Source organism: Pseudomonas sp. B3G-3 (assembly GCF_028640915.1).
Lineage (GTDB): Bacteria > Pseudomonadota > Gammaproteobacteria > Pseudomonadales > Pseudomonadaceae > Aquipseudomonas > Aquipseudomonas chlororaphis_I.
The window spans coordinates 34,323-61,145 of the sequence record NZ_JAQZAB010000065.1 but is presented as its reverse complement, the minus strand read 5'-3'; the positions used below and the strand labels follow the sequence as shown (position 1 = coordinate 61,145).

At 65.6% G+C, this 26,823-nt stretch carries 14 protein-coding genes; 5 read left to right on the top strand and 9 right to left on the bottom strand.

All coding sequences use genetic code 11. The features are described from left to right. The first annotated feature begins 1 nt into the window (after position 1). The gene (locus tag PVZ80_RS05220) at positions 2-805 is read left to right on the top strand and encodes an MOSC domain-containing protein (protein ID WP_009050085.1); all 804 of its coding nucleotides are present in this window, start codon (positions 2-4) and stop codon (positions 803-805) included. 82 nt (positions 806-887) lie between these two features. Here PVZ80_RS05220 and ppnP read toward each other — a convergent pair whose 3' ends face one another. The 8 genes from ppnP to PVZ80_RS05180 form a co-directional block, all read right to left on the bottom strand. Continuing rightward, positions 888-1,172 (bottom strand): pyrimidine/purine nucleoside phosphorylase, encoded by a 285-nt coding sequence (gene ppnP / locus PVZ80_RS05215; protein ID WP_007930001.1) that lies wholly within the window; start codon positions 1,170-1,172, stop codon positions 888-890. Between the two features lie 82 nt (positions 1,173-1,254). After that, positions 1,255-1,797 carry an exonuclease domain-containing protein gene (locus PVZ80_RS05210; RefSeq protein ID WP_009050084.1) on the bottom strand — a complete coding sequence of 181 codons (543 nt, stop codon included), beginning with the start codon at positions 1,795-1,797 and terminating at the stop codon, positions 1,255-1,257. Positions 1,798-1,866: 69 nt separating this feature from the next. Then, positions 1,867-3,828 (bottom strand): acetyl/propionyl/methylcrotonyl-CoA carboxylase subunit alpha, encoded by a 1,962-nt coding sequence (locus PVZ80_RS05205; RefSeq protein WP_273863496.1) that lies wholly within the window; start codon positions 3,826-3,828, stop codon positions 1,867-1,869. A gap of 114 nt (positions 3,829-3,942) precedes the next feature. Continuing rightward, positions 3,943-4,740 (bottom strand): enoyl-CoA hydratase/isomerase family protein, encoded by a 798-nt coding sequence (locus PVZ80_RS05200; protein ID WP_273863495.1) that lies wholly within the window; start codon positions 4,738-4,740, stop codon positions 3,943-3,945. Then, a complete protein-coding gene (gene atuD / locus PVZ80_RS05195; RefSeq protein ID WP_028683044.1) occupies positions 4,737-5,894 on the bottom strand; it encodes a citronellyl-CoA dehydrogenase in 1,158 nt (385 codons plus the stop codon). The genes PVZ80_RS05200 and atuD overlap by 4 nt, the downstream gene beginning before the upstream one ends. A gap of 208 nt (positions 5,895-6,102) precedes the next feature. Continuing rightward, positions 6,103-7,719: a geranyl-CoA carboxylase subunit beta gene (gene atuC, locus PVZ80_RS05190; protein WP_273863494.1), complete on the bottom strand. Its 1,617-nt coding sequence runs from the start codon at positions 7,717-7,719 to the stop codon at positions 6,103-6,105. 3 nt (positions 7,720-7,722) lie between these two features. Next, positions 7,723-8,592, bottom strand: a complete 870-nt coding sequence (locus tag PVZ80_RS05185) for an SDR family oxidoreductase (RefSeq protein ID WP_038634081.1) — start codon at positions 8,590-8,592, stop codon at positions 7,723-7,725. A gap of 12 nt (positions 8,593-8,604) precedes the next feature. Beyond that, complete coding sequence (locus tag PVZ80_RS05180; protein ID WP_135006837.1) at positions 8,605-10,395, bottom strand: acyclic terpene utilization AtuA family protein; 1,791 nt, start codon at positions 10,393-10,395, stop codon at positions 8,605-8,607. A 210-nt stretch (positions 10,396-10,605) separates the two neighbouring features. Here PVZ80_RS05180 and PVZ80_RS05175 point away from each other — a divergent pair, with 210 nt between their 5' ends. From PVZ80_RS05175 to PVZ80_RS05165, 3 genes are all read left to right on the top strand, one after another. After that, positions 10,606-11,229, top strand: coding sequence for a TetR/AcrR family transcriptional regulator (locus PVZ80_RS05175; protein ID WP_009050077.1), 624 nt, complete (start codon positions 10,606-10,608; stop codon positions 11,227-11,229). A 100-nt stretch (positions 11,230-11,329) separates the two neighbouring features. Next, positions 11,330-12,121 (top strand): substrate-binding periplasmic protein, encoded by a 792-nt coding sequence (locus PVZ80_RS05170; RefSeq protein WP_110175678.1) that lies wholly within the window; start codon positions 11,330-11,332, stop codon positions 12,119-12,121. Between the two features lie 72 nt (positions 12,122-12,193). Then, positions 12,194-12,631: a hypothetical protein gene (locus tag PVZ80_RS05165; protein ID WP_009050075.1), complete on the top strand. Its 438-nt coding sequence runs from the start codon at positions 12,194-12,196 to the stop codon at positions 12,629-12,631. 56 nt (positions 12,632-12,687) lie between these two features. On the opposite strand, the gene PVZ80_RS05160 is transcribed toward PVZ80_RS05165, so the two are convergent. After that, positions 12,688-13,236: an RNA polymerase factor sigma-70 gene (locus PVZ80_RS05160; protein WP_009050074.1), complete on the bottom strand. Its 549-nt coding sequence runs from the start codon at positions 13,234-13,236 to the stop codon at positions 12,688-12,690. 376 nt (positions 13,237-13,612) lie between these two features. Here PVZ80_RS05160 and PVZ80_RS05155 point away from each other — a divergent pair, with 376 nt between their 5' ends. Then, positions 13,613-26,629 (top strand): non-ribosomal peptide synthetase, encoded by a 13,017-nt coding sequence (locus PVZ80_RS05155; protein WP_273863493.1) that lies wholly within the window; start codon positions 13,613-13,615, stop codon positions 26,627-26,629. Positions 26,630-26,823 lie beyond the last annotated feature (194 nt).

Genomic DNA, 26,823 nt, shown 5'->3' with positions numbered 1-26,823 from the left:
CATGCGTCTCAGCGCGCTTTATCGATACCCCTTGAAGTCCGGCAAGGGTGAGTCCCTGCAACAGGTCGCGCTGGACAGGCTGGGGCTGGAGGGAGATCGACGCTGGATGCTGGTCGATGAACCCAGCGGACGCTTCCTGACCCAGCGCGCGGTCCCGCACATGAGCCAGCTGTCGGCGCTGTGGAACGCCGACGGTGGGCTGACCCTCAGCGCTCCCGGCTATCCAGCCCTCGATGTGCCACTGCCTGGTGCGGATGCGCCGTTACGTGGCGTGACCATCTGGCGCGACACCCTGCGCGTGCCGGATGCCGGCGAGGCGGCCCATGCCTGGCTGAGCGAGTTCATCGGCAAGCCGACCCGCCTGGTACAGGTGCCCCTGGAGCGCGCGCGCACCACTCAGGCCGGTTACGGCAAGGATGACGATCAGGTGGCCTTTGCCGACGGTTTTCCGTTGTTGCTGATTGGCGAGTCTTCCCGGGAAGACCTGTCCAGTCGCGTCGGCCGTCCCCTGGAGATGCTGCGTTTTCGTCCCAACCTGGTGATCGAAGGCTTCCCGGCATTCGCCGAAGACGGCTGGAAGCGCATTCGCATCGGCGATATCGAGTTTCGGGTGGTCAAGCCTTGTGCGCGTTGCATCCTCACCACCATCGATCCGCAGACCGGAGAGCGCAGCGCCGACCGTGAACCGCTGGCCACGCTGCAGCAGTACCGGGCGCAAGAAGGTGGGGCGATGTTCGGGCAGAACCTGGTGAACGATGGCATTGGCCGGCTGGAAGTCGGCATGCCGGTCACTGTGCTGGAATAGCCAGCGGCGCTGCAACGAAAAATGCCCGTATCGTCAGATACGGGCATTTTTTATGACCAGCAATCAGTCCCCGGGGGAAGGATCAGCCGCGGTATTCGCACAGGTAGGCGGTGTCGACGGCGACCTTCAGCTGGAACTTGCTGTTGGCCGGTACGTTGAACTGGCTGCCGGCGGCGAAGGTTTCCCAGTCGTTGCTGTCAGGCAGCTTGACGGTCAGGGCACCGGAAACCACGTGCATGATTTCCCGTTGAGCGGTGCCGAACTCGTATTCGCCCGGAGCCATGACGCCGATGGTGGCTGGACCTTCGGCCGTGCCGAAGGCAATCGACTTGACGGTGCCGTCGAAGTACTCGTTGACTTTAAACATGGGCGATTCCTCAAAAAAGGGGTCAAAAAGGCCGGCCAGTATGCACAAGGCCTTCAGATGCGTCACCTGTTGCGCAGACGGATCAGCCGGGAAGAATCAGAGGCAATAAACGCGCCGTATTGCGGGCATCTTCCAGGGCGCGATGCTGCTGGCCGGTGAACTGCAGCCCGGCGAGTTGCAGCGCGCCGTTCAGGCCCAGCGGCCGTTCGAGGCGACGCGCCTTGGCGAAGCGTTGCTTGAGGTTCATGTGCGGCAGTTGGGCGAGGGCGCTGTGCAGTTGCGAGCGTTGCCACTCCTGCAACAGCTGCTTGCGATCGTAGTCGCCCCAGCTGGCCCAGCCTTCCAGGCGCGCATGGTGCTGGCCCAGCCAGCGTTCGAACAGCGGCCAGACCTCGCTCAACGGCTGGGCGCCGTCGATCTGGGCCTGGCTGATGCGGGTCAGTTCACGGCAGAACGGCGTCAGCATCGGCCGCCGCAGCGGGCGCACGAAGCGCTGGAAATGGTCCAGTTCACGCCCTTCGCGGTTCACCAGGGTGGCGCCGATCTCGATGATTTCCATATCGGTCACCGGCCAACCTCCTTCGTCCGTGGTGGCTTCCAGATCAATTACCAACCAGTGGGGCATCACAGGCTCCAGCTTCAACATCCCGATGAGGCTTGAGCGTAGCCAAACCCGACGCCTGCGCCTAGCGGCTTATTCCACCTCCAGCAGAACCTGGCGGTTTTTCACCTGATCGCCCAGGTTGACCTGCAGCCGCTTGATCACGCCATCGATCCCGGCCTTCAGCGGATGCTCCATCTTCATGGCCTCCAGCACCAGCAGCAGTTGGCCCTTGCTGACGGTCGCGCCCTCGCTGACCAGTACGTCGACGATGGCGCCGTCCATGGGCGCCTTGAGCATGCCGCTGTGGGCGCCGGCCTGGCTGGCGACCGGTGCGTGGCTCAGGTCTTGAAGGTGCAGGCTGCCGGGACGGGTAAACAGCCAGAGCTGCCCGGCTTCCAGGGTGTAGGCGTAGTGGCGGCGGATGCCGTCGATGGTCGCGCAGGCCCAGCGGCCATCCGCTTCCAGCAGCTGTACCTCGAAGCTTTCGTCGGCGTGTTGAATCTGCAGCGTCCCGGCTTGCTGGTTATTCAGTTCAAGGTTCCACACGGCTTCACCCGAGCCCAGGCGATAGTGCAGCGGCACACTGGCGTTGTTGCGCCAGCCGGCCAGCGCCGCGCCGTGGCGTTGGGCCGCGTGCTGATACAGCAGCGCCGCGGCCAGGGCCAGTTCGGCGCCGCTTGGCGGCTGGGGATGCAGACTTGGGTCGTCGGCAAAATGTTCGGCGATAAAGGCAGTGCTGAATTGGCCGCTGACAAAACCGGGATGGCGCAGCAGGTTCGCCAGCAGTTTCTGGTTGTTCGCCACACCCGTCAGCACCGTGTCCTCGGCCGCGCGCAACAGCTTGCGGCGCGCTTCTTCGCGGGTGGCGCCGTGGGCGATGAACTTGCCCAGCATCGGGTCATAGAACGGGCTGACGCTCTGGCCTTCCAGCAGGCCATGGTCGATGCGCACATCGGTGCCCAGCGCCGGCTCCCAGCGCCGTACCTGCCCGGTTTGCGGCAGGAAGTCCTGCGCCGGGTCTTCGGCATACAGCCGCACTTCGATGGCATGGCCCTTGAGTTCGACCTGCTCCTGGCGCAGCGGCAGCGCTTGTCCGGCAGCCACCTGCAGTTGCAGGGCCACCAGGTCCAGGCCGGTGATCATTTCGGTGACCGGGTGTTCGACCTGCAGCCGGGTGTTCATTTCCAGGAAATAGAACTGCCCCCGCGCATCGAGGAGAAACTCCACGGTGCCGGCGCCGACATAGTTCACCGCGCGGCCCGCCTTGAGGGCGGCTTCGCCCATGGCCTGACGCAGTTCGGCGGTCATCACCGGGCAGGGCGCTTCTTCGACGACTTTCTGATGACGGCGCTGGATCGAGCAGTCGCGTTCGCCGAGGTAGATCAACTGGCCGTGGCGGTCGCCGAACACCTGGATTTCCACATGCCGCGGTTCGATCAGCGCCTGTTCCAGAATCAACTCGTCGCTGCCAAAGGCGTGCAGCGCCTCAGAGCGAGCGGTGCGCACCTGTGCCAGCAACTCATCGGCCCGTTGCACCAGGCGCATGCCGCGTCCGCCGCCACCGGCGCTGGCCTTGATCATCAGCGGGTAGCCGATGCGTTCGGCTTCCTGTTGCAGAGTCGTATCGTCCTGTTCCGCGCCCTGATAACCGGCGATGCAGGGCACGCCCGTCGCGAGCATCGCGAGCTTGGACAGGCGCTTGCTGCCCATCAGTTCGATGGCCTCGGCGCTGGGGCCGATAAAGGTGATGCCGGCCGCCTCGCAGGCGCGGGCGAATTCGGCGTTCTCCGACAGAAAGCCGTAGCCGGGATGCAGCGCATCGGCGCCCGTGCGCCGGGCCGCGTCGAGGATCGCCTGGCTGTTCAGGTAGGACTGCTGCACCGCCGCCGGGCCGATGCGCACCGCCTCGTCGGCCATCCGCACATGCAGCGCATCGGCGTCGGCGTCGCTGAACACCGCCACGGTGCGATAACCCAGGGCTTGCGCGGTGCGCTGGATGCGGCAGGCGATTTCGCCACGGTTGGCGATCAGGATTTTGCTGAAGGCGGGCATGGGGTGGTTTCCTGAGATCGGTGGTGTTTGGTCGGGCGTTTCGCGAGCAAGCTCGCTCCTACAAGGAGTAGGCAGGTCACGGACCTGTAGGAGCGAGCTTGCTCGCGATGGGGCTCATGACGCCCACGCCGGTTTGCGTTTCTGCACGAAGGCCATGGTCCCCTCGATGCCTTCGGCACCGGTGACGGCAGCGCTGAACTGCTCCGCCGCGCGATCGAGCAGGGGCGCCAGCGGTTCTTCAGCGCTGGCCAGCAACAGGGCCTTGGTCGCTGCATTGGCCTCGGGCGCGCAGCACAGCACATGGGCCAGCACTTCATCGAGGCGTTCGGCCAGGGCCTGCGGGCTGTTTTCGACAAAATGCACCAGGCCCAGCCGCTTGGCCTCGTGGCCGTCAAAGCGCGCGGCGGTCAGCGCCAGTCGACGGGCCTGGGTCAGGCCGATGCGCTTGACCACGAACGGGGCGATTTGCGCTGGCAGCAGGCCGAGGCTGGTTTCCGGCATGCCGAACTGCGCCTGATGATCGGCGATGGCGATATCGCTGACACAGGCCAGGCCGAAGCCGCCGCCTAGCACCGCGCCTTGCAGCAGCACGATCAGCACCTGCGGGCTGTGCTGGGCTTCTTCGAGCAGCGTGCCGAATGCCCGGTTCAGTTCCTGATAGGCGCTGGCGCCCTGGGTGCGGGCATTGGCCATGTCTTTCAGGTCGCCGCCGGCGCAGAAGTGCCCGCCAGCGCCCCTCAGGACCAGGGCGCGAATGTCGCGGTCATCGCGTACCGCCGCCAGCACCGTGCGCAGTTCGGCGACCATTTGCAGGCTCATGGCGTTGCGGCTGTCCGGGCGATCGAGGGTGATGTGCAGGACGCCGCCGCGGGGCGCCAGCAGCAGGGTTTCGCAGGCGGGCAGGCGGCTCATTTTCTTTTCCCCGGCAGGATGCCCATGAGTTTGCAGATGATGCCCAGCATGATTTCGTCGGCGCCGCCGCCGATCGAGACCAGGCGCACGTCGCGGTAGGCGCGGGCCACCGGGTTGTCCCACATGAAGCCCATGCCGCCCCAGTATTGCAGGCAGCTGTCGCTGACTTCGCGGCCCAGGCGCCCGGCCTTGAGCTTGGCCATGGACGCCAGGCGGGTGACATCCTGGCCCCGCACGTACTGCTCGGTGGCCTGGTACACCAGGGCCCGCAGGCATTCGATTTCGGTGGACAGCTCGGCCAGGCGGAAGTGGATCACCTGGTTGTCGATCAGCGCGCTGCCGAAGGTCTGGCGTTCCTTGCAGTACTCGATGGTGCTGTCGACGCAGTACTCCAGGCCCTTGATCATGTTGGCCGCGCCGAACAGCCGCTCTTCCTGGAATTGCAGCATCTGCATCATGAAGCCGGCGCCTTCGTGGCCGATGCGATAACGCTGGGGCACGCGCACGTTGTCGAAAAACACCTGGGCGGTTTCCGAGCTGCGCATGCCGAGCTTGTCCAGGTGCGGGCTGAGACTGATGCCGGGGCTGTTCATCGGCACCATGATCAGCGACTTGTTGACGTGGGGCTTGTCGTCCGAGGTGTTGGCCAGCAGGCAGATGAAGTCGGCGCTGGGGGAGTTGGTGATCCACATCTTGCTGCCGTTGATCACATAGTCGTCGCCGTCCTTGCGCGCCGTGGTCTTGAGCCCGGCCACGTCGGAGCCGGCGCCGACTTCGGAGACGCCGATGCAGCCGACCATTTCCCCGCTGATGGCCGGGCGCAGGAATTCCTCGCGCAGCTCGTCGGAGCCGAAGCGCGCCAGGGCCGGGGTGCACATGTCGGTCTGCACGCCGATGGCCATCGGGATGCCGCCGCAATGAATGGTGCCGAACTCTTCGGCGGCGACTATCGAATAGCTGTAGTCCAGGCCCATGCCGCCGAACTTCTCCGGCTTGGAGATGCCCAGCAGGCCCAGTTCGCCGGCCTTGCGGAAAATCTCATGGATCGGAAAGCGCCCGGCCTTTTCCCACTCGTCGACGTACGGGTTGATCTCGCGCTCGACAAAGTTACGCACCGTGCGCCGCAGTTCTTCATGTTCCTGGGTGAAGATCATTTTTATTGTTCTCCTCAAGTTGAGTGACGCAATCCCTGAACCTTGTGACTCCTGTAGCCGCTGCCGCAGGCCGAAAACACCGCCGTTGCGGAACTGCTCGCTGTCCCTGTCGCCGCTGCCGAAGGCTGCGATAAGGCCCGAAGGGCCTTCGAGGGCTTCAAGAGCACGTCCCCTTCGGGGCCGATCGCAGCCTGCGGCAGCGGCTACATCAGAACCGTGCGACACCGAAGCTATTGGGTTGTAGCTGACGCACCTGCGCCTCATGGCAGATATCCAGCAGATAACCCAGCAGGGTGCGGGTATCCCGTGGGTCGATCAGCCCGTCGTCCCACAGGTTGGCGCTGCCATACAAGGCGGTGGACTGGCTGTCGAGCTTCTGCGCGGTGACCTGTTCCAGCATATCCAGCATCTGCGGATCGGCCGCCTGGCCCTGCTTGGCGTGCTTGGCCTCGGTGACGATGCGCAGCACCTTGCCGGCCTGGGCGCCGCCCATCACTGCGGTGCGGCTGTTGGGCCAGGCGAAGATGAAGCGTGGGTCCAGGCCACGGCCGCACATGGCGTAGTTGCCGGCGCCATAGGAGCCGCCGACCACGATCGTCAGCTTCGGCACCCGGGCATTGGCCACCGCCTGGATCAGCTTGGAACCGTGCTTGATCACGCCTTGCTGCTCCGACTCGGTGCCGACCATGAAACCGGTGGTGTTGTGGAAAAACAGCAGCGGGGTGCCGCTCTGGTCGCACAATTGAATGAACTGCGCGGCCTTGCTTGCACCTTTCGGGGTGATCGGCCCGTTATTGCCGATAAAACCGCAAGGGCGCCCCTGGATCTGCAAATGACCGCAGAGGGTCTGCTGGTCGAACTCGCCCTTGAATTCGAGGAAGTTCGAACCGTCGGCGATGCGCGCGACGATTTCCCGGGCGTCATAAGGCTTTTTCGGGTCGTCGGGAATCAGCCCCAGCAGTTCGTCGATCGGGTACAGCGGTTCCGCGTAGGCGCGGGTCGGCTGCAGCGGCAGCCGGGCATTCCACGGCAGGGCGTCGAGAATCTCGCGCACGATGCGCACGCCGTCGCCGTCGTTTTCCGCCAGGTATTCGGCGGTGCCGGCCACCTGCGCATGCATCTCGGCGCCGCCCAGTTCTTCGTCGGTGGCCACCTCGCCAGTGGCAGCCTTGAGCAGGGGCGGCCCGGCAAGAAACAGCTTGGCCTTGCCGCGCACCACCACCACGTAATCCGACAGCCCCGGCTGGTAGGCGCCGCCGGCGGTGGCCGAGCCGTGCACCACAGTGATCTGTGGCAAGCCCATGGCCGACATGCGCGCCTGGTTGGCGAAACTGCGCGCGCCTTCGACGAAGATCTCCGCCGCGTAATTGAGATTGGCGCCGCCGCTCTCGGCCAGGGTCACCACCGGCAGTTTGTTTTCCATGGCGATCTGTTGCAGGCGCAGGGATTTTTTCAGGCCGCTGGGGGAGATGGTGCCGCCCTTGATCGCACTGTTGTTAGCCACCACCAGCACCCGCACGCCACTGACATAACCGATGCCGGCGATCAGCCCGCCACCGGCCTGGCTGCCGTCCTTGTCGTCGTGCAGCTTGTAGCCGGCCAGGCTCGCCAGTTCGAGAAAGGGCGCGCCGGGGTCCAGCAGCAGGTTGAGGCGTTCGCGGGGCAGCAGTTGCCCGCGCTTTTCGAATTTCGCCTTGGCCTCGGCAGCCTTGGCCAGCAGGTTCTGTTCCAGTTGGCGGATCTGTGCCAGGCCGGCCAGCATCGCTTCGCGGTTCTGCAGGAACTGCGGGCTGTGAGGGTCGAGTTGGGAATGGATGGCCGGCATGGCTTACTCCTGGTCCTTGAGCACGTCGGGCAGATAAGCGCGGTGGAAGCCGTTGTAGGACTGGCTATGGGAGGCCTTGTGCAGCGGCCAGGCGCGGCTGCCGAGGCTGGCGGCGCCGTCGATGCGCAAGGTGCTGCCGCTGATGAAGGCCGCCGCCGGGCTGAGCAGGAAGACGATGGCGGCACTGACTTCCGACTCGGTGCCGATGCGCTTGAGCGGCACGTGTTCGCGCAGGGTCGGGATCACCGCCTTGAACGCGCCTTCGTAGGTGTCCATGCCGCTGGAGGCGATCCAGCCCGGCGCCACGGCGTTGACCCGCACCCCGGCATGGCCCCATTCGAATGCGGCGGTCTTGGTGAAGTTGTCCATCCCCGAGCGCGCGGCGCCGGAATGGCCCATGCCGGGCATGCCGCCCCACATGTCGGCGAGCATGTTGACGATGCTGCCGCCGTGCTTGCTCATGGACTGGTTGAAGACTTCTCGGGCCATGAGAAAACCGCCCACCAGGTTGGTGCGCAGCACGGTTTCAAAACCTTTCTGATTGATCGAGGCCAGGGGCGAGGGGTATTGCCCGCCGGCGTTGTTGACCAGACCATGCAGCGGCCCGTGCTCACGGATCAGTTCACTGACCAGGGCCTTGACCGCCTCCTCGTCGCGGATATCGCAGGCATGCCCGCTGGCCTGGCCGCCGTCTTCGGCAATCTCCGTGGCCACCTTGTGCAGCTTGTCCGCCTTGCGCCCCACCAGCAGTACACGGGCGCCAAGGGCTGCCAGTTCGTGGGCGGTGCAGCGCCCGATGCCGCTGCCGCCGCCGGTGACGATGATGGTCTGGCCGGCGAACAGGTCGGGTTTGAAAATCGAGTCATAACCCACGATAGGTGTCCTCTAATTAACGGCGTCAGCGATGCTCTGCGGCACCGGGATCTGGATTTCCAGCAACTGCTGGGCAAAGGCCTTGCCTTGCGGGTCGATGCGCAGGCTGGCGACACCGCCGCCACCGAGGGCGTTTTCCAGCAGGAAATTCAGGCTATGGCTGCCCGGCAGGTACCAGCGCTGGACCCGGCCATGGATCGGGTCCAGCACATGGCTCATCCAGTCCACCACGACTGCGGGGGTCAAGGCTTCGGCGATCCACGGCAGGTATTCGGGCGCGCGGGCCATGACTCCGATATTGCTGTGGTTGCCCTTGTCTCCGGAGCGCGCCACCGCCAGCTTGACCAGCGCCACGCTGGCATCGGCGCGGCCCACGGGGCTGGCCACGGCATGGGGCGCGGGCAGGGCACTGGAGTCGAGGCTGTCGAGCTCGGGCAACTCGACCCGGTGGCGCTGGCCGGCCATCTCGACTTCCAGGGTGCAGGCGCTTTTGTCGATCAGGAACGAGAACAGACGGATCAGCGGATAGACCGTGGGCCGGCCGCCGACGATGCCGGTCAGGCCCGGGGCCATGCCCGTGGCGGCCTGGGCGATCTCCCGGGAAAACAGCACCAGCGCGCGCTTGTCCGGGTGGCGCACGGCGAGCTTGATCACCACTTCGCGGCTGTCCTGGCGCTGGCCGTGAGGGCCGTAGGTGGCTTCGCTGCCGAGCAGTTCGATATTGACTTCGCTGTAAGGCGCCCAGCCGCGCTGGGCGAACATTTCCGCGGTCTTGTCGATGATCGCCTGGCTGACCCGGCGCGCCTTGGCCACTGCGTCGATACCGGCGATCAGGCAACTGGCGGTGCAACGGAAACCGTCCGGGTAGGTGGCGCTGACCTTGTACTGGCCGGTCGGCGGCAGGCCCTTGGCGCCGTGCACGCTGACCGCATTCTTGCCCTGTTGGCGCAGCTTGACCTGGGTGAAGTCGCAGACCACGTCGGGCAGCAGATAGGCCCGAGGGTCGCCGATCTCATATAGCAGTTGTTCGCCGACGGTCAGCGGCGTGACCAGGCCGCCGGAGCCTTCGGGCTTGCTGACCACGAACTGGCCGTCGGCGCCGACCTCGACTATGGGAAAGCCGATGTGTTCGTAGTCCGGCACGTCGCGCCAGTCGGTGAAGTTGCCGCCGGTGCACTGTGCGCCACATTCGATGATGTGCCCGGCGAGGGCGGCCTGGGCCAGCTTGTCGTAGTCGTGCCAGGACCAGCCGAACTCATGCACCAGCGCGGCGCTGACCACCGCGCTGTCGACCCCGCGGCCGGTGATGACGATATCGGCGCCGAGCTTCAGGGCTTCGACTATTCCCGGGGCGCCGAGGTAGGCGTTGGTGGACACGCACATGGGTGGCAGCGGCGCGCCGCTGAACATTTCATGAATGCCGCTGCCGCTCAGTTGCTTGAAGCGCGGTTGCAGGTCGTCGCCCAGCAGCACGGCGATCTTCAGGGCCACGCCGGCCTGGTCGCAGGCCGCTTGCAGGGCCGCGGCGCAGGCCTGTGGGTTGACCCCGCCGGCATTGTTGATGACCCGGATGTTTTGCCGGGCGATCTCGCCCAGCAGCGGGCTCAAGACCTCGACAAAGTCCGTGGCGTAGCCGGCAGTGGGATCCTTCATCCGGGCGCCGGCCATGATCGACATAGTGATCTCGGCCAGGTAGTCGAACACCAGGTAATCCAGGCGGCCGCCCTGCACCAGTTGCGCGGCGGCGCTCGAGGTGTCGCCCCAGAAGGCACTGGCGCAGCCGATGCGGAGGGTCTTGGTCATGGCAGGGGGCTCTCGATAAAAGACTCGATAAAAGACGCGATGACAGAACTGCATCGAGACTACCAAGCAAGCGCTTGGTTTGTAAACGTCGGAAATATCTTCTTCCCAAGCGCTTGCTTGGTCGTCCCCACGGGCTTAAATTGCGCGCGCAAGCTCCCTGTTTCAGCGGGCTGCGCCGCATAACGATCGAGCGAATGTAGGAGAGAGGCCGTGGACGAGCAAAAAGCCTTGCTGGTGATGCGCCAGCTGGTCGCCAACGGGCAACTGACCGATCCGGACAGCGCCCGCGGCAAGCTGCTGCAAACCGCGGCTCACCTGTTTCGCAACAAAGGCTACGAACGCACCACGGTGCGCGACCTGGCCAGCGCGGTGGGCATCCAGTCCGGCAGCATCTTTCATCACTTCAAGAGCAAGGACGACATCCTGCGCGCGGTGATGGAGGAAACCATCCACTACAACACCGCCCTGATGCGCGCCGAACTGGCCGAAGCCGGCAGCGTGCGCGAGCGGGTGCTGGCGCTGATCCGCTGCGAGCTGCAATCGATCATGGGCGGTAGCGGTGAGGCCATGGCGGTGCTGGTCTACGAATGGCGCTCGTTGTCGGCGCAAGGCCAGGCCGACGTCCTGGCCCTGCGCGACATTTATGAGCAGATCTGGCTGCAGGTGCTGGGCGAGGCCAAGGAGGCCGGCTTTATCAAGGGCGATGTGTTCATTACCCGGCGTTTTCTCACCGGGGCGCTGTCCTGGACCACCACCTGGTTTCGCGCCGAGGGCAGCCTGACCCTCGAACAACTGGCCGAGGAAGCGCTGACCCTGGTGCTCAACGAGCCCTGAGCGCAAGTAATTAATTACTCAGTGGAAAGTTGTCGAAGCGAGGGAAACCGCCTAGCTTTAATGGCACTCCCCTGTTTCTTTTCTTGAGGTACGTTACCTGATGTCTTCGCCAATGCGGACGGCTTTGCGAATGCTTGTGTGGGGCCTGGCCACCCTGACGGTTTTCCCGGTCTGTGCTGCACAGTTGGTACGGGTGGGGGCGGCGCACTTTCCTCCTTATACCGTGCGGCCCGAGCAGGGCGCCGATACCGGTTTGCTGCCGCAACTGGTGGAGGCCTTGAACGTACTGCAAAGTGATTATCAATTCGTACTGGTGCCGACCTCGATTCCCCGGCGTTTTCGCGATTTCGAGCAAGGCCGCGTCGACATGGCGATTTTCGAGAACCCGGCCTGGGGCTGGCAGGACATTCCCCACACCAGCGTCGACATGGGCCTGGAAGATGCCGAGATCTTCACCGCCCAGCGCGAGCCCGGCCGCGGCCAGGAATATTTCGCCGACCTCAAGGGCAAGCGCCTGGCCCTGTTCAGCGGTTACCACTACGCGTTCGCCAACTTCAATGCCGACCCCAAGTACCTGGCCGACACCTACAACGCGACCCTGACCTACTCCCATGACAGCAACCTGCTGATGGTGCTGCGCGGTCGTGCCGACATTGCGCTGGTGACCCGTTCCTACCTCAGTGATTTCCTCTCGCACAATGCCGACACGGCGCAGCAGTTGTTCGCGTCCGAGCGGATCGATCAGGTCTACCACCACTACGCCCTGATTCGCCCCATGGCGCCGATCACGGGCGAAGACTTCGCCAAGTTGCTGGGGCGCCTGCGCGACAGCGGTGAAATGCTGAAGATCTTCGATCCCTACCGCATCGTGGTCATGCCCCCGGCCAAGTGAAGCCGGCCTGCCTAAATTTCTCTCTACGGCTCACGTCACTTGGTTGAACACCGATGACGCTGAGTCCGTGCCATGTCCTCTCTCGATACGCTGTCCGCTGTGGCCGTTGCCGATACCTGCCGTTGCGTCGCCGATGCCGCTGGCCTGCAACCGCTGCGGCTCGCCGGCATTGAAACCAGCGGTGCCAGCCGTGGGCCTGGCGCGCCGCTGCCACCGCCGGGCAGCGAGGTGCTGCAAGCCTTGCGTGGGCAAGACGGATGGCGTGAGGAGTGGATGGCCGGCTGGTTGTCGACCCTGGTGCATTCGTTATGCCTCGACCACGGGCCGAGCGAGCGGCTGGTCGAGGACGCTGGCCACAGGCTCGAGCAGCAGGAGCGTTGCCTGCATTGTGGAAGGGCCTTCGATTTTTCGCACAAGCGCGCCGCCCTGCTGATTCTGGCGCAGGGGCGTGGTGTCGAACGGCATCAGGGGGTCGAGAAGATCGGGCGGGAGCGTTCCTGTTCGCGGTAGCGCCGTGGCGGACGGTGGCTATCGCGATCAGGTGCGGGAGTAGCGGGCAGCGCGGATCAGTGGCGGGCGTAGGTGTCGGCGCGGCTACCCGAGACTTTGCGGCAGTGCACCAGTGCATCGCGAATCATGAAATTCACCAGGGTCGGCGAGACCCCGAGCTCCTTGGCGATGTCCTTTTGCGGCACGCCATGCAGGCGATACATCTCGAACGCATAGCGGGTGCGGCTCGGCAGTTCGGTCAGCGCATCGGCAATGTGTTCCAGAGTCGAGAAATTGATGTGTGAGGTTTCCGGCGACGCTCCCTGCACGACCACATTCAAGCCCTCTTCTTCAGTGCCCGAATACTTCTGCTCCAGCGCCTGCTTGCGATAGTGGTCGATCGCCAGGTTGCGCACGATCTGGAACAGGTAGCTCAACTGCGCCTTGAACGACGAGGTGATCTGCGGCGCCGATTGCAGCCGGAAGAAAGCGTCCTGCACCACGTCTTCGGCGCGGGAGCGGCAGCCGGTAATGCGCGCCGCGATTTTGACCAGGATCAGGCGGTTGTCGACAAAGGCCTGGAGTAGCGGTGAATCGCACCTGCTTGTGGATACTTGTTCCGTCATGGAAATCACCTTGCTGCAAAAGGGTTAGTAGGACGACAGAAATTTCAGATTCGTCTTACACATCGAGCGACAAATTATGTTGAATGATAATGATTGTCAATTGAGAAAGAGAATTAATGATCCTCTTTGGTGCGCAGTGAGAACTGCGGCTCGTTGTCGCACTTTGTGAAGGTGTTCGAGGGGTGGGTGGGGACTAATTATTTCAAGACGCCATCCGTTCTCATTGGAGAAAAGGCTACGGGTGGAACATCCCGCCACAGCAGTCTCCAGATGCCCCGTTCCGAGGGCAGGGGCCTTTATTTTTCAAAGGTTTATGTAACGGTCGCGGCCTTGGTCCGCGGCTCTACGTGCAAGCACAATCCGCGCAGGAAACCCCATGATGGACGCGTTCGAACTCCCCAGCACTCTGGCTCAAGCCCTTCAACGCCGGGCGGCTCAGACCCCCGATCAAGTGGCCTTGCGCTTTCTTGCCGAAGAGCAGGATCAGAGCGTGGTCCTCAGTTATCGCGACCTGGATCTGCGCGCCCGGACCATCGCCGCGGCGCTGCAGGCCAATGCCGGTCTGGGCGATCGCGCGGTGCTGCTGTTCCCCAGCGGCCCGGACTATGTCGCGGCGTTTTTCGCCTGCCTGTATGCCGGGGTCATCGCGGTGCCGGCCTATCCGCCGGAGTCGAGCCGACGCCATCACCAGGAGCGGCTGATCTCGATCATCGCCGACGCCGAGCCGCGGCTGCTGCTGACCAGCAGCGGGCTGCGCGATTCCCTGGCGCAGATGGACGAGCTGCAAGGCGCCGACGCGCCGCAGCTGCTCTGCGTGGACACCCTGGAGGCGAGCCTGGCCGAAGTCTGGACGGCCACCGAACTGCGCGGCGACGACATCGCCTTCCTGCAATACACCTCGGGTTCCACCGCCTTGCCCAAGGGCGTGCAAGTCAGCCACGGCAACCTGGTGGCCAACGAACTGCTGATCCGCCGCGGCTTCGGCATCGACCTCAACCCCGACGACGTGATCGTCAGCTGGCTGCCGCTGTACCACGACATGGGCCTGATCGGCGGCCTGCTGCAACCGATCTTCAGCGGTGTGCCCTGCGTATTGATGTCGCCGGCCTACTTCCTCGGCCGGCCGTTGCGCTGGCTGGAGGCGATCAGCCAATACGGCGGCACCATCAGCGGCGGCCCGGACTTCGCCTATCGCTTGTGCAGCGAGCGGGTCAGCGAATCGGCCCTGGAGCGCCTGGACCTCAGCCGCTGGCGCGTGGCCTATTCCGGGTCCGAGCCGATCCGCCTGGACACCCTGGAGCGCTTCGCCGAGAAGTTCGCCGCCTGCGGTTTCACCCCGAACAACTTCTTTGCCTCTTATGGCCTGGCCGAAGCCACCCTGTTTGTTGCCGGCGGCACCCGTGGCCAGGGCATCCCGGTCCTGCGCCTGGACGAGCAGGCCCTGGCGCAGAACCGCGCCGAGCCGGGCACCGGCAACGCCATGATGAGCTGCGGCACCAGCCAGCCCGAGCACGCCGTGCTGATCGTCGAGCCGCACACCCTGGTCGAGCTGGAAGACAACCTGGTCGGCGAAGTCTGGGCCGCCGGCCCGAGCATCGCCCATGGTTACTGGCGCAACCCCGAGGCGTCGGCCAAGACCTTCGTTCAGCACGCCGGCCAGACCTGGCTACGCACCGGCGATTTGGGCTTCATGCGCGGTGGCGAGCTGTTCATTACCGGTCGCTTGAAAGACATGCTGATCGTGCGTGGCCACAACCTTTATCCACAGGACATCGAGCAGACCATCGAGCGTGAGGTCGAGGTGGTGCGCAAGGGCCGGGTCGCGGCGTTCGCCGTCACCGAACAGGGCGAGGAAGGCATCGGCATCGCCGCGGAAATCAGCCGCAGCGTGCAGAAGATCCTCACGCCGGAGGCGCTGATCAAGCTGATTCGCCAGACCGTGGCCGAGGCCTATCAGCAAGCGCCGAGCGTGGTGGTCCTGCTTAACCCCGGCGCGTTGCCCAAGACCTCCAGCGGCAAGCTGCAACGTTCGGCCTGTCGTAACCGCCTGGCCGATGGCAGCCTCGACACTTATGCCCAGTTTCCTAGTCGCCAGGCGGCGATCGACGAGGCCAGCGGCGAAGCGAGCAGCGAACTGCAAGAGCTGATCGGCCGCATCTGGCGCGAACAGCTGCACGTCGAGCAAGTGGCGAGCGACGATCACTTTTTCCTGCTGGGCGGCAACTCCATCGCCGCGACCCAGGTCGTCGCGCGCCTGCGTGAAGAACTCGGCCTGGAGCTGAACCTGCGTCTGCTGTTCGAGGCGCCGACCCTCGGCGCCTTCGCCGCGCAGGTCGCGCAATTGCAACAGGACGGCGGCCTGGCCCAGGGCGCGATCAATGCCTTGTCGCGTGCCGAGGCGCTGCCTCAGTCCCTGGCGCAGAACCGCCTGTGGATCACCTGGCAGCTCGACCCGCACAGCAGCGCCTACAACATTCCCGGCGGCCTGCGCCTGCGCGGCGAGCTGGACGAAGACGCCCTGCGCGCCAGCTTCCAGCAACTGATCGAACGCCACGAATCCCTGCGCACGCGCTTTTTCGAGCGCGACGGCCAGGCGCTGCAACAGGTCGAAGCCGCTGGCGAATTCAACCTGCAGGTGATCGACCTCAGCGACCTGCCGCTGGCCGAGCGCGAGGCGCGGGCGCAACAGATCCGCGAGGAGGAAGCCCGTACCCAGTTCGACCTGGAACAAGGCCCGCTGCTCTGGGTGACCCTGGTGCGCCTCGACGACGAAGAGCACCAACTGCTGGTGACCCTGCACCACATCATCGCCGACGGCTGGTCGCTGAATGTGCTGATCGACGAGTTCTCGCGCCTGTATGCCGCCGCCGTGCAAGGCCAGGCGGCGAGCCTGGCGCCGCTGCCGCTGCAATACGCCGACTACGGCAGCTGGCAGCGCCAGTGGCTGGCCCAGGGCGAAGGCGAGCGGCAACTGGCCTACTGGAAACAGCAGTTGGGCAATGAGCACCCAAGCCTGAGCCTGGCCACCGATCACCCGCGCTCGGCACAGCGGCAACACAGCGCCGCGCGTCACAGCCTGCGCCTGGGAGCGAGCCTGAGCGAAGCCATCCGCCAGACCGCCCAGGCCCATGAATCCACACCTTTCATGCTGTTGCTCACGGCGTTCCAGAGCCTGCTGCATCGCTACAGCGGCCAGCGCGACATCCGCATCGGCGTGCCCAACGCCAACCGTCCGCGCCTGGAAACCCAGGGCCTGATCGGCTTTTTCATCAACACCCTGGTGCTGCGCGCCGAGGTGGATGGTCGCCTGCCATTTAGCGCGTTGCTGGCGCAGACCCGCCAGGCCGCGCTGGAAGCCCAGGCCCATCAGGACATGCCGTTCGAGCAACTGCTCGAAGCCTTCCCCCAGGCCCGCGAACAGGGTCTGTTCCAGGTCATGTTCAACCACCAGCAACGCGACCTCGGCGCCCTGCGCCGGTTGCCCGGGCTGCTGGCCGAAGAGCTGCCGTGGCACAGCCGCGAGGCCAAGTTCGACCTGCAACTGCACAGCGAAGAAGACCGCAACGGCCGCCTGAGCCTGTCCTTCGACTACGCCGCCGAGCTGTTCGAGGCCGCGACCGTCGAGCGCCTGGCCGAGCATTTCGTCAGCCTGCTGCGCGAGGCCTGCGAGCGTCCGCAGACCGCCATCGCCGACTTGCCGTTGCTCAACCCCTGCGAGCAGGCGCAGCAGCAACAGTGGAGCGAAGCCCCTTGCGCGGCGGCCAGCCAATGGCTGCCCGAGCTGCTCGACGCACAACTGCAACAGACCCCGGAGCGCACCGCGCTGGTGTGGCAGGGCGGTGAGCTGAGCTTCGCCGAGCTGCACGCCCAGGCCAATCGCCTGGCCCATTACCTGCGCGACAAAGGGGTCGGCCCGGATGTCTGCGTGGCCATCGCCGCCGAGCGTTCGCCGCAGCTGTTGATCGGCCTGCTGGCGATCGTCAAGGCCGGCGGCGCCTATGTGCCGCTGGACCCGGACTACCCGGCCGAACGCCTGGCCTACATGCTGGCCGACAGTGGCGTCGAGCTGCTGCTGACCCAGATCCAGCTGCTCGAGCGTCTGCCCCAGGCCGAGGGTGTCAGTGCCATCGCCATGGACAGCCTCAAGCTCGACAGCTGGCCGAGCCAGGCGCCGGGCCTGCACCTGCACGGCGACAACCTGGCGTATGTGATCTACACCTCCGGTTCCACCGGCCAGCCCAAGGGCGTGGGCAACACCCACGCGGCCCTGAGCGAACGCTTGCAGTGGATGCAGAATACCTACCGCCTGGACGCCAGCGATGTGCTGATGCAAAAGGCGCCGATCAGCTTCGACGTGTCGGTGTGGGAATGCTTCTGGCCGCTGATCACCGGCTGCCGCCTGCTGCTGGCCGCGCCGGGCGAACACCGCGACCCGCATCGCATCGCCCAGTTGGTGCAGCAATACGGCGTGACCACGCTGCACTTCGTGCCGCCGCTGTTGCAGCTGTTCGTCGATGAGCCGCTGAGCGCCGAATGCAGCAGCCTGCGCTGGCTGTTCTCCGGTGGCGAAGCCTTGCCGGCCGAATTGCGCGACCGGGTGCTGGAGCAACTGCCGAACGTCCAGTTGCACAACCGTTATGGCCCGACCGAAACCGCGATCAACGTCACCCACTGGCATTGCCGCCGCAGCGATGGCGAGCGCTCGCCCATCGGCCGGCCGCTGGGCAATGTGATCTGCCGGGTGCTGGACGCCGACCTCAACCCGGTGCCGGCCGGCGTGCCGGGCGAGCTGTGCATTGCCGGGATCGGCCTGGCCCGTGGTTACCTCGGGCGGCCGGGGCTGAGCGCGGAACGTTTTGTTGTCGACCCGCTGGGCACCGAGGGCGCGCGCCTGTACCGCACCGGCGACCGAGTGCGCTGGGCGGCCGATGGCGCGCTGGAATACCTCGGGCGCCTCGATCAGCAGGTCAAGCTGCGCGGCTTTCGCGTCGAACCCCAGGAAATCGAAGCGCGCCTGCTGGCCCAGGAGGGCGTGGCCCAGGCCGCGGTACTGGTGCGCGAGACCGCGGCCGGTGCGCAGCTGATCGGCTATTACACCGCCACCTCCGATGTGGAAGATGAAGAGGCGCAGACCGAGCGCCTGAAAACCGCCCTGGCCAGCGAGCTGCCGGAGTACATGGTGCCGGCGCAACTGATGCTTCTTTCGACCATGCCCCTGAGCCCGAGCGGCAAGCTCGACCGCCGTGCCTTGCCGGAACCGCAATGGCAGGTGCGTGAACACGTCGAACCGGTCACCGAGCTGCAACAGCAGATCGCGGCGATCTGGCGCGAGGTGCTGGGGCAGCAGCGCATTGGCTTGCGCGATGATTTCTTTGCCCTGGGCGGCCACTCGCTACTGGCCACGCAGATCATTTCCCGCACCCGCCAGGCCTGCGACGTCGAGTTGCCGCTGCGGGCCTTGTTCGAAGCCAGCGAGCTGGGCGACTTCGCCGAGCAAGTGCGGCTGATCCAGGCATCCGGCAAGCGCAACCAGCAGCCGCCGATTGCCAAGGTCGACCGCAGCGCGCCTGTGCCGCTGTCCTATTCCCAGCAGCGTATGTGGTTCCTCTGGCAGATGGAGCCGGACAGCCCGGCCTACAACGTCGGCGGCATGGCGCGCTTCAAGGGCGTGCTGGATGTCGGGCGTTTCGAGGCGGCGCTGCAGGCGCTGATCCTGCGCCATGAAACCCTGCGCACCACTTTCCCTAGCGTCGACGGCGTGGCCCAGCAACGGGTGCACGGGGAAACCGGCGTGCGCATGGCCTGGAAGGACTTCTCCAGCCTGGATGCAGCAGCCCGCGAACAGCGCCTGCAACAACTGGCCGACAGCGAAGCGCACCAGCCGTTCGACCTGGAAACCGGTCCGCTGCTGCGCGCCTGCCTGGTCAAGGCGGCGGAGCATGAGCACTACTTCGTGCTGACCCTGCACCACATCGTCACCGAAGGCTGGGCGATGGACATCTTCGCCCGTGAGCTGAGCGCGTTGTACGAAGCCTTTATCGACGACCGCGACTCGCCGCTGGAACCACTGCCGGTGCAGTACCTGGACTACAGCGTCTGGCAACGCCAGTGGCTGGAGTCCGGCGAGCGTCAGCGCCAGCTGGATTACTGGACCGCGCAACTGGGCAGCGAACACCCGCTGCTGGAACTGCCGGGCGACCGTCCGCGGCCGCCGGTGCAAAGCCACCAGGGCGAGCTGTACCGCTTCGACCTCAGCGACGAACTGGCGGCACGGGTGCGTCGCTTCAATGCGGAACACGGCCTGACCCTGTTCATGACCATGGCCGCCACTTTGGCCGTGCTGCTCTATCGCTACAGCGGCCAGACCGACCTGCGCATCGGCGCGCCGGTGGCCAACCGCATCCGCCCGGAAAGCGAAGGGCTGATCGGCGCCTTCCTCAACACCCAGGTGCTGCGTTGCCAGCTCGACGGGCAGATGAGCGTCGGTGAACTGTTCGAGCAGGTGCGACATACCGTGATCGAAGGCCAGTCCCATCAGGACCTGCCGTTCGACCACCTGGTGGAAGCCCTGCAACCGCCGCGCAGCGCCGCCTACAACCCGCTGTTCCAGGTGATGTGCAACGTCCAGCGCTGGGAGTTCCAGCAGAGCCGCAGCCTGGCCGGCATGACCGTCGAATACCTGGCCAACGATGCGCGGGCCACCAAGTTCGACCTCAACCTGGAAGTCACCGACCTCGACCATCGCCTGGGTTGCTGCCTGACCTACAGCACCGACCTGTTCGACGAACCGCGCATCGCGCGCATGGCGACGCACTGGCGCAACCTGCTGGAGGCCTTGATCGAGAGCCCCGAGCAACGCCTGAGCGAATTGCCGCTGCTCGACCGCGCCGAGCAACAGCAGCTGCTGGACAGCCTGGGCGTCGAGCCCGGCGAGCACCGCCTGGACCAGTGCATCCACCACCTGTTCAGCGAACAGGCGCTGCTGCGCCCGGACGCGCCGGCCCTGACGTTCGCCGGGCAGACCCTGAGCTACGCCGAACTCGACAGCCGCGCCAACCGCCTGGCCTGGATGCTCCGTGAACGTGGCGTCGGTCCGCAGGTGCGGGTCGGCCTGGCCCTGGAGCGTTCGCTGGAAATGGTCATCGGCCTGCTGGCGATCCTCAAGGCCGGCGGCGCCTACGTGCCGCTGGACCCGGAATACCCGCTGGACCGCCTGCACTACATGATCGAAGACAGTGGCATCGGCTTGCTGCTCAGTGACGCGGCGATGTTCCAGGCCCTGGGCCAGCTGCCGCCGAGCGTGGCGCGCTGGTGCCTGGAAGAGGACGGCGCGCAACTGGCCAACTACCCGGCCAGCGAGCTGCCCTTTATCAGCCTGCCGCAGCACCAGGCGTACCTGATCTACACCTCGGGTTCCACCGGCAAGCCCAAGGGCGTGGTGGTGTCCCATGGCGAGATCGCCATGCATTGCCGCGCGGTGATCGAGCGCTTCGGCATGCGCCCGGACGACTGCGAGCTGCACTTCTATTCCATCAACTTCGACGCCGCCACCGAGCGCCTGCTAGTGCCGCTGCTCAGCGGCGCCCAGGTGGTGCTGCGGGCGCAAGGGCAGTGGGACACCGAAGAGATCTGCCAGCTGATCCGCCAGCATCGCATCAACATCCTCGGTTTCACCCCGAGCTATGGCAGCCAGCTGGCGCAGTGGCTGGCGACCCAGGGCGAAACCTTGCCGGTGCGCATGTGCATCACCGGCGGCGAAGCGCTGACCGGCGAGCACCTGAGCCGCATCCGCGCGGCGTTCAAGCCGAGCCTGTTCTTCAACGCCTACGGCCCCACCGAAACCGTGGTCATGCCTTTGGCCAGCCTGGCGCCGGAACAACTGGAGGAGGGCGTCGGCAGCGTGCCGATCGGCACGGTGGTCGGTGAGCGCGTGGCCTACATCCTCGACGCCGATCTGGCCCTGGTGCCGCAAGGCGCCACCGGTGAGCTGTATGTCGGCGGGGCCGGCCTGGCCCAGGGTTACCACCAGCGTCCGGGTATGAGCGCCGAGCGCTTTGTGGCCGACCCGTTCAGCACTCTTGGCGGGCGTCTGTATCGCACCGGCGACCTGGTGCGCCAGTGCGCCGACGGTCAGGTGGAATACATCGGCCGGGTCGACCATCAGGTGAAGATTCGCGGCTTCCGCATCGAGCTGGGGGAAATCGAAAACCGCCTGCTGGAACATGAGGCCGTGCGCGAAGCGGTGGTGCTGGCCCTGGACATGCCGGGCGGCAAACAGCTGGCCGGCTATCTGGTGACCGATGTCGCCGAACAGAGTGACGAGCAGCAAGCTGCCTTGCGCGAAGCGATCAAGGCCCAGCTGAAAATCCATCTGCCGGATTACATGGTGCCCACCCATCTGGTCCTGCTGGCGAGCATGCCGCTGACCGCCAACGGCAAGCTCGACCGCCGCGCCTTGCCGGCGCCGGACCTGGAGCTCAACCGCCAGCAGTACGTGGCGCCGAGCAACGAGCTGGAGCAAACCCTGGCCCAGGTCTGGTGTGATGTGCTGAACCTGCGGCAGGTCGGCCTGCACGACAACTTCTTCGAACTGGGCGGCGACTCGATCCTGTCGATCCAGGTGGTCAGCCGCGCCCGCCAGCTGGGCATTCATTTCAGCCCGCGGGATTTGTTCCAGCATCAGACCGTGCAGACCCTGGCCGCGGTGGCCAGCCGCAGCGAGCAGATTGTTGCCGAGCAAGGCGTGCTCAGCGGCGAGTCGGGCCTGACGCCGATCCAGCACTGGTTCTTCGACAGCGAGATCCCCGAGCGTCAACACTGGAACCAGGCGCTGCTGCTGGCGCCGACCCAGGCACTCGATGGGCAGTTGTTGGAGCAAGCGCTGCACGCGGTGCTGGCGCAGCATGATGCCCTGCGCCTGCGCTTTACCCAGGTCGACGGCCAATGGCAGGCGATACATCAACCGTTGTCCGAAGCGCCGCTGCTGGTGCAGATGCATGTGGCGTCTATGGATCAATGTGTTGCGCTGTTCGCCGAGGCCCAGCGCAGCCTCGACCTGAGCAACGGACCGCTGTTGCGCGCGCTGCTGGTGGACGGTCCGCAGGAACAGCAACGCCTGTTTATCGCCATCCACCACCTGGTGGTCGACGGCGTGTCCTGGCGGGTGCTGCTGGAGGATCTGCAAAACCTCTACCGCCAGCTTGAAGCTCAGCAGACGCCGCGCCTGCCGGCGAAAACCAGCGCCTTGCGCGATTGGGCGTCACGCCTGCTGGCCTATGCCGGCAGCGAGTCGCTGCGCGAAGAGTTGAGCTGGTGGCAGGACCAACTGGCTGGCCCGGCAGCGACGCTGCCGGTGCAGCACACTCAGGGCGGGCGGCAGAACAAGCATGCCCGGACCGTCAGCGTGAAACTGGATGCCGAGCGCACCCGGCAGTTGCTGCAACAGGCGCCGAGCGCTTACCGCACCCAGGTCAACGACCTGCTGCTGACGGCCCTGGCCCGCGTACTCTGCCGTTGGACCGGCGAGGCTTCGGCGCTGATCCAGCTCGAAGGCCACGGCCGCGAAACCCTGTTCGACGAGATCGACCTGACCCGCACGGTCGGCTGGTTCACCAGCGCTTACCCGCTGCGCCTGACCCCGCAGGCTATAGAGGAAGCGGCCGGGCAGGGCGCCTCGATCAAGGCGATCAAGGAACAGCTGCGCGCCGTACCGCACAAAGGCCTGGGTTATGGCGTGCTGCGCTACCTGGCCGACGCGGCGATCCAGCAAGGCATGGCGGCCTTGCCGAAGGCGCCGATCACCTTCAACTACCTGGGCCAGTTCGACCAGAGCTTTGCCAGCGACGCGCTGTTCCGTCCGCTGGACGAGCCGGTGGGCGCCGCCCATTCACCGGAAGCGCCGCTGCCCAACGAGCTGAGCGTCGACAGCCAGGTCTACGCCGGTGAGCTGGTGCTGCGCTGGACCTTCAGCGGCGAGCGTTTCGACCCGCAGACCATCGACGAGCTGGCCCAGGCCTACCTCGGCGAACTGCACTGCCTGATCGCCCATTGCCTGGAGGACGATGCCGGCGGCCTGACGCCGTCGGACTTCCCCCTGGCGCGCCTGACCCAGGCGCAGCTGGACGCGCTGCCAGTAGCAGCCGGGGTCATCGAAGACGTCTACCCGCTGACCCCGATGCAAGAGGGCATGCTGCTGCACACCCTGCTGGAGCCGGGTACCGGCCTGTACTACATGCAGGACCGCTACCGCATCAACAGCGAGCTGGACCCTGCGCGTTTCGCCCAGGCCTGGCAGGCGGTGGTGGCTCGTCACGAAGCCCTGCGCGCGTCCTTCTGCTGGAACGTCGGCGAAGACATGCTGCAAGTTATCCACAAGCCGGGCGGCACGCCGATCGAGTTCCTGGACTGGAGTTTAGTGGCCGAAGCCGAGCAGGAGCCGAAGTTGCAGGCGCTGCTGAAAAGCGAACGCGAGGCCGGTTTCGATCTGCTCGAGCAGGCGCCGTTCCACCTGCGGCTGATCCGCGTGGGGGCCGCGCGCTACTGGTTCATGATGAGCAACCACCACATCCTGATCGATGCCTGGTGCCGTTCGCTGTTGATGAACGACTTCTTCGAGATCTACACCGCCCTGGGCGAAGGTCGCGAAGCCCAGCTCAGCGTGCCGCCACGCTACCGCGATTACATCGGCTGGCTGCAACGCCAGAGCCTGGCCGAGGCGCGCCAGTGGTGGAAAAACAACCTGCAAGGCTTCGAGCGCACCACGCCGATTCCGAGCGACCGGCCGTTCCTGCGTGAGCACGCCGGCGACAGCGGCGGCATGATCGTCGGTGACTGCTACACCCGGCTCGATGCCCGCGACGGTGCGCAACTGCGCGAGTTGGCGCAGCAGCATCAACTGACCGTCAACACCTTCGCCCAGGCGGCCTGGGCCCTGGTCCTGCGGCGCCTGAGCGGTGAGCGTGACGTGCTGTTCGGCGTCACCGTGGCTGGGCGCCCGGTGGAGATGCCGGAGATGCAGCGCACCGTCGGCCTGTTCATCAACAGCATCGCGCTGCGGGTGCAGCTGCCGGAAGACGGTCAGCGTTTGAGCGTGCGTCAATGGCTCAGCAGCCTGCTGGAACGCAATATGGAGCTGCGCGAGTACGAGTACCTGCCGCTGGTGGCGATCCAGGAAAACAGCGAACTGCCCAAGGGCCAGCCGCTGTTCGACAGCCTGTTCGTGTTCGAGAACGCGCCGGTGGAAGTCTCGGTGCTGGACCGCGCGCAAAGCCTGAACGCCACCTCGGATTCCGGCCGCACCCACACCAACTTCCCGCTGACCGCGGTGTGCTACCCGGGGGATGACCTGGGGCTGCACCTGTCCTACGACCAGCGCTACTTCGAGCAAGCGACCATCGAGCGCATGCTCGGCGAATTCAAGCGCCTGCTGCTGGCGCTGGTGCAGGGCTTCCATGGCGACATGGCCGAGCTGCCGCTGCTGGGCGCAGAAGAACAGGACTTCCTGCTCGCCGGCTGCAACCAGAGCAAACATGAGTACCCGCTGGAGTGCAGCTACGTCGAACTGTTCGAAGCGCAGGTGGCGGCCCATCCGCAACGCATCGCCGCCAGTTGCCAGGAGCTGCAATACAGCTACGCCGAACTGAACCAGCGCAGTAACCGCCTGGGCCACGCCCTGATCGCCAACGGCGTGGGCCTGGACCAGCCGGTGGCCCTGCTGGCCGAGCGCAGCCTGGACCTGCTGGGCATGATCATCGGCAGCTTCAAGGCCGGCGCCGGCTACCTGCCGCTGGACCCGGGCCTGCCGAGCCAGCGCCTGGGGCGGATCATCGAGCTGAGCCGCACGCCGTTGCTGGTGTGCACCGCGGCCTGCCAGGCACAGGCGCAAGCCTTGCTGGACGAATTCGCCTGCGCCAACCGACCCCGTTTGTTGGTCTGGGAAGAGGTGCAAGCGGCCGATCATTCGCTGGACAACCCAGGCATTTACAGCGGCCCGGACAACCTGGCCTATGTGATCTACACCTCGGGTTCCACCGGCTTGCCGAAGGGCGTGATGGTCGAGCAGCGCGGCATGCTCAACAACCAGCTGAGCAAGGTGCCGTACCTGCAATTGAGCGAAGCCGATGTGATCGCCCAGACCGCGTCGCAGAGCTTCGACATTTCGGTCTGGCAGTTCCTCGCCGCGCCGCTGTTCGGCGCGCGGGTGGACATCGTGCCGAACGCCATCGCCCATGACCCGCAAGGTTTGCTGGCCCATGTGCAGGCGCAGCGCATCAGCGTGCTGGAAAGCGTGCCGTCGCTGATCCAGGGCATGCTGGCCCAGGAGTCCATCCACCTTGATGGCCTGCGCTGGATGCTGCCGACCGGCGAGGCGATGCCGCCGGAGCTGGCGCATCAATGGTTGCTGCGTTACCCGCAGATCGGCCTGGTCAACGCCTATGGCCCGGCCGAGTGCTCGGATGACGTGGCCTTCTACCGTGTCGACATGGCCTCGACCCGTGGCAGCTATCTGCCGATCGGTACGCCGACCGACAACAACCGCCTGTACCTGATGGATGGCGCGCTGGACCTGGTGCCGCTGGGCGCGGTGGGCGAGCTGTGCGTCGCCGGTACCGGGGTCGGCCGTGGTTACGTCAGCGATCCGCTGCGCACCGCGCAGGTGTTCGTGCCCCATCCGTTCGGTGCCCCGGGCGAACGTCTGTACCGCACCGGCGACCTGGCACGCCGCCGCGCCGATGGCGTGCTGGAATACGTCGGGCGCATCGACCACCAGGTGAAGATCCGTGGCTACCGCATCGAGCTGGGGGAAATCGAAGCCCGCCTGCACGAACAACCGGAAGTCCGCGACGCGGCGGTCGGCGTGCAGGAAGGCGTCAACGGCAAGCATCTGGTGGGTTATCTGGTGGCCAGCGACTCGGCGCTGAACCCGACGGAACGCCTGGAGCGCATCAAGCAACGCCTGCGCGCCGAGCTGCCGGAATACATGGTGCCGCTGCACTGGTTGTGGCTGGAACGCCTGCCGCTCAACGCCAACGGCAAGCTCGACCGTAAGGCCCTGCCGGCCCTGGAGATCGGCCAGCTGCACAGCCAGGACTACCTGGCGCCGCGCAGCGAGCTGGAGCAGACCCTGGCCGCTATCTGGGCCGAGGTGCTCAAGGTCGAGCGGGTCGGGGTCCGGGACAACTTCTTCGAACTGGGCGGGCATTCGCTGCTGGCCACGCAGATCGCCTCGCGGGTGCAGAAAACCCTGCAACGCAACGTGCCGCTGCGGGCGATGTTCGAGTGCAGCACGGTGGAGGAACTGGCGCAGTACATCGACAGCCTGGCGAGCAGTGAAATCAGCGAGGAGAAGGTCGATCGCCTGAGCGATCTGATGGCGGAGCTGGAGGGGCTGTAATCCAGTGTTGTCAGTGCTGGCCCTATCGCGAGCAAGCTCGCTCCTACAGAAGGCGATATGTCCCATGTAGGAGCGAGCTTGCTCGCGAAAAACCTCCAGGCTTGCACGGCCGTTAGGACTTGTCCGATTGACGGCAACCCTTCACCGGCACAGTCTACCGAAGCTTTTTCGCAGCCCACCTGACAGGAGACAGT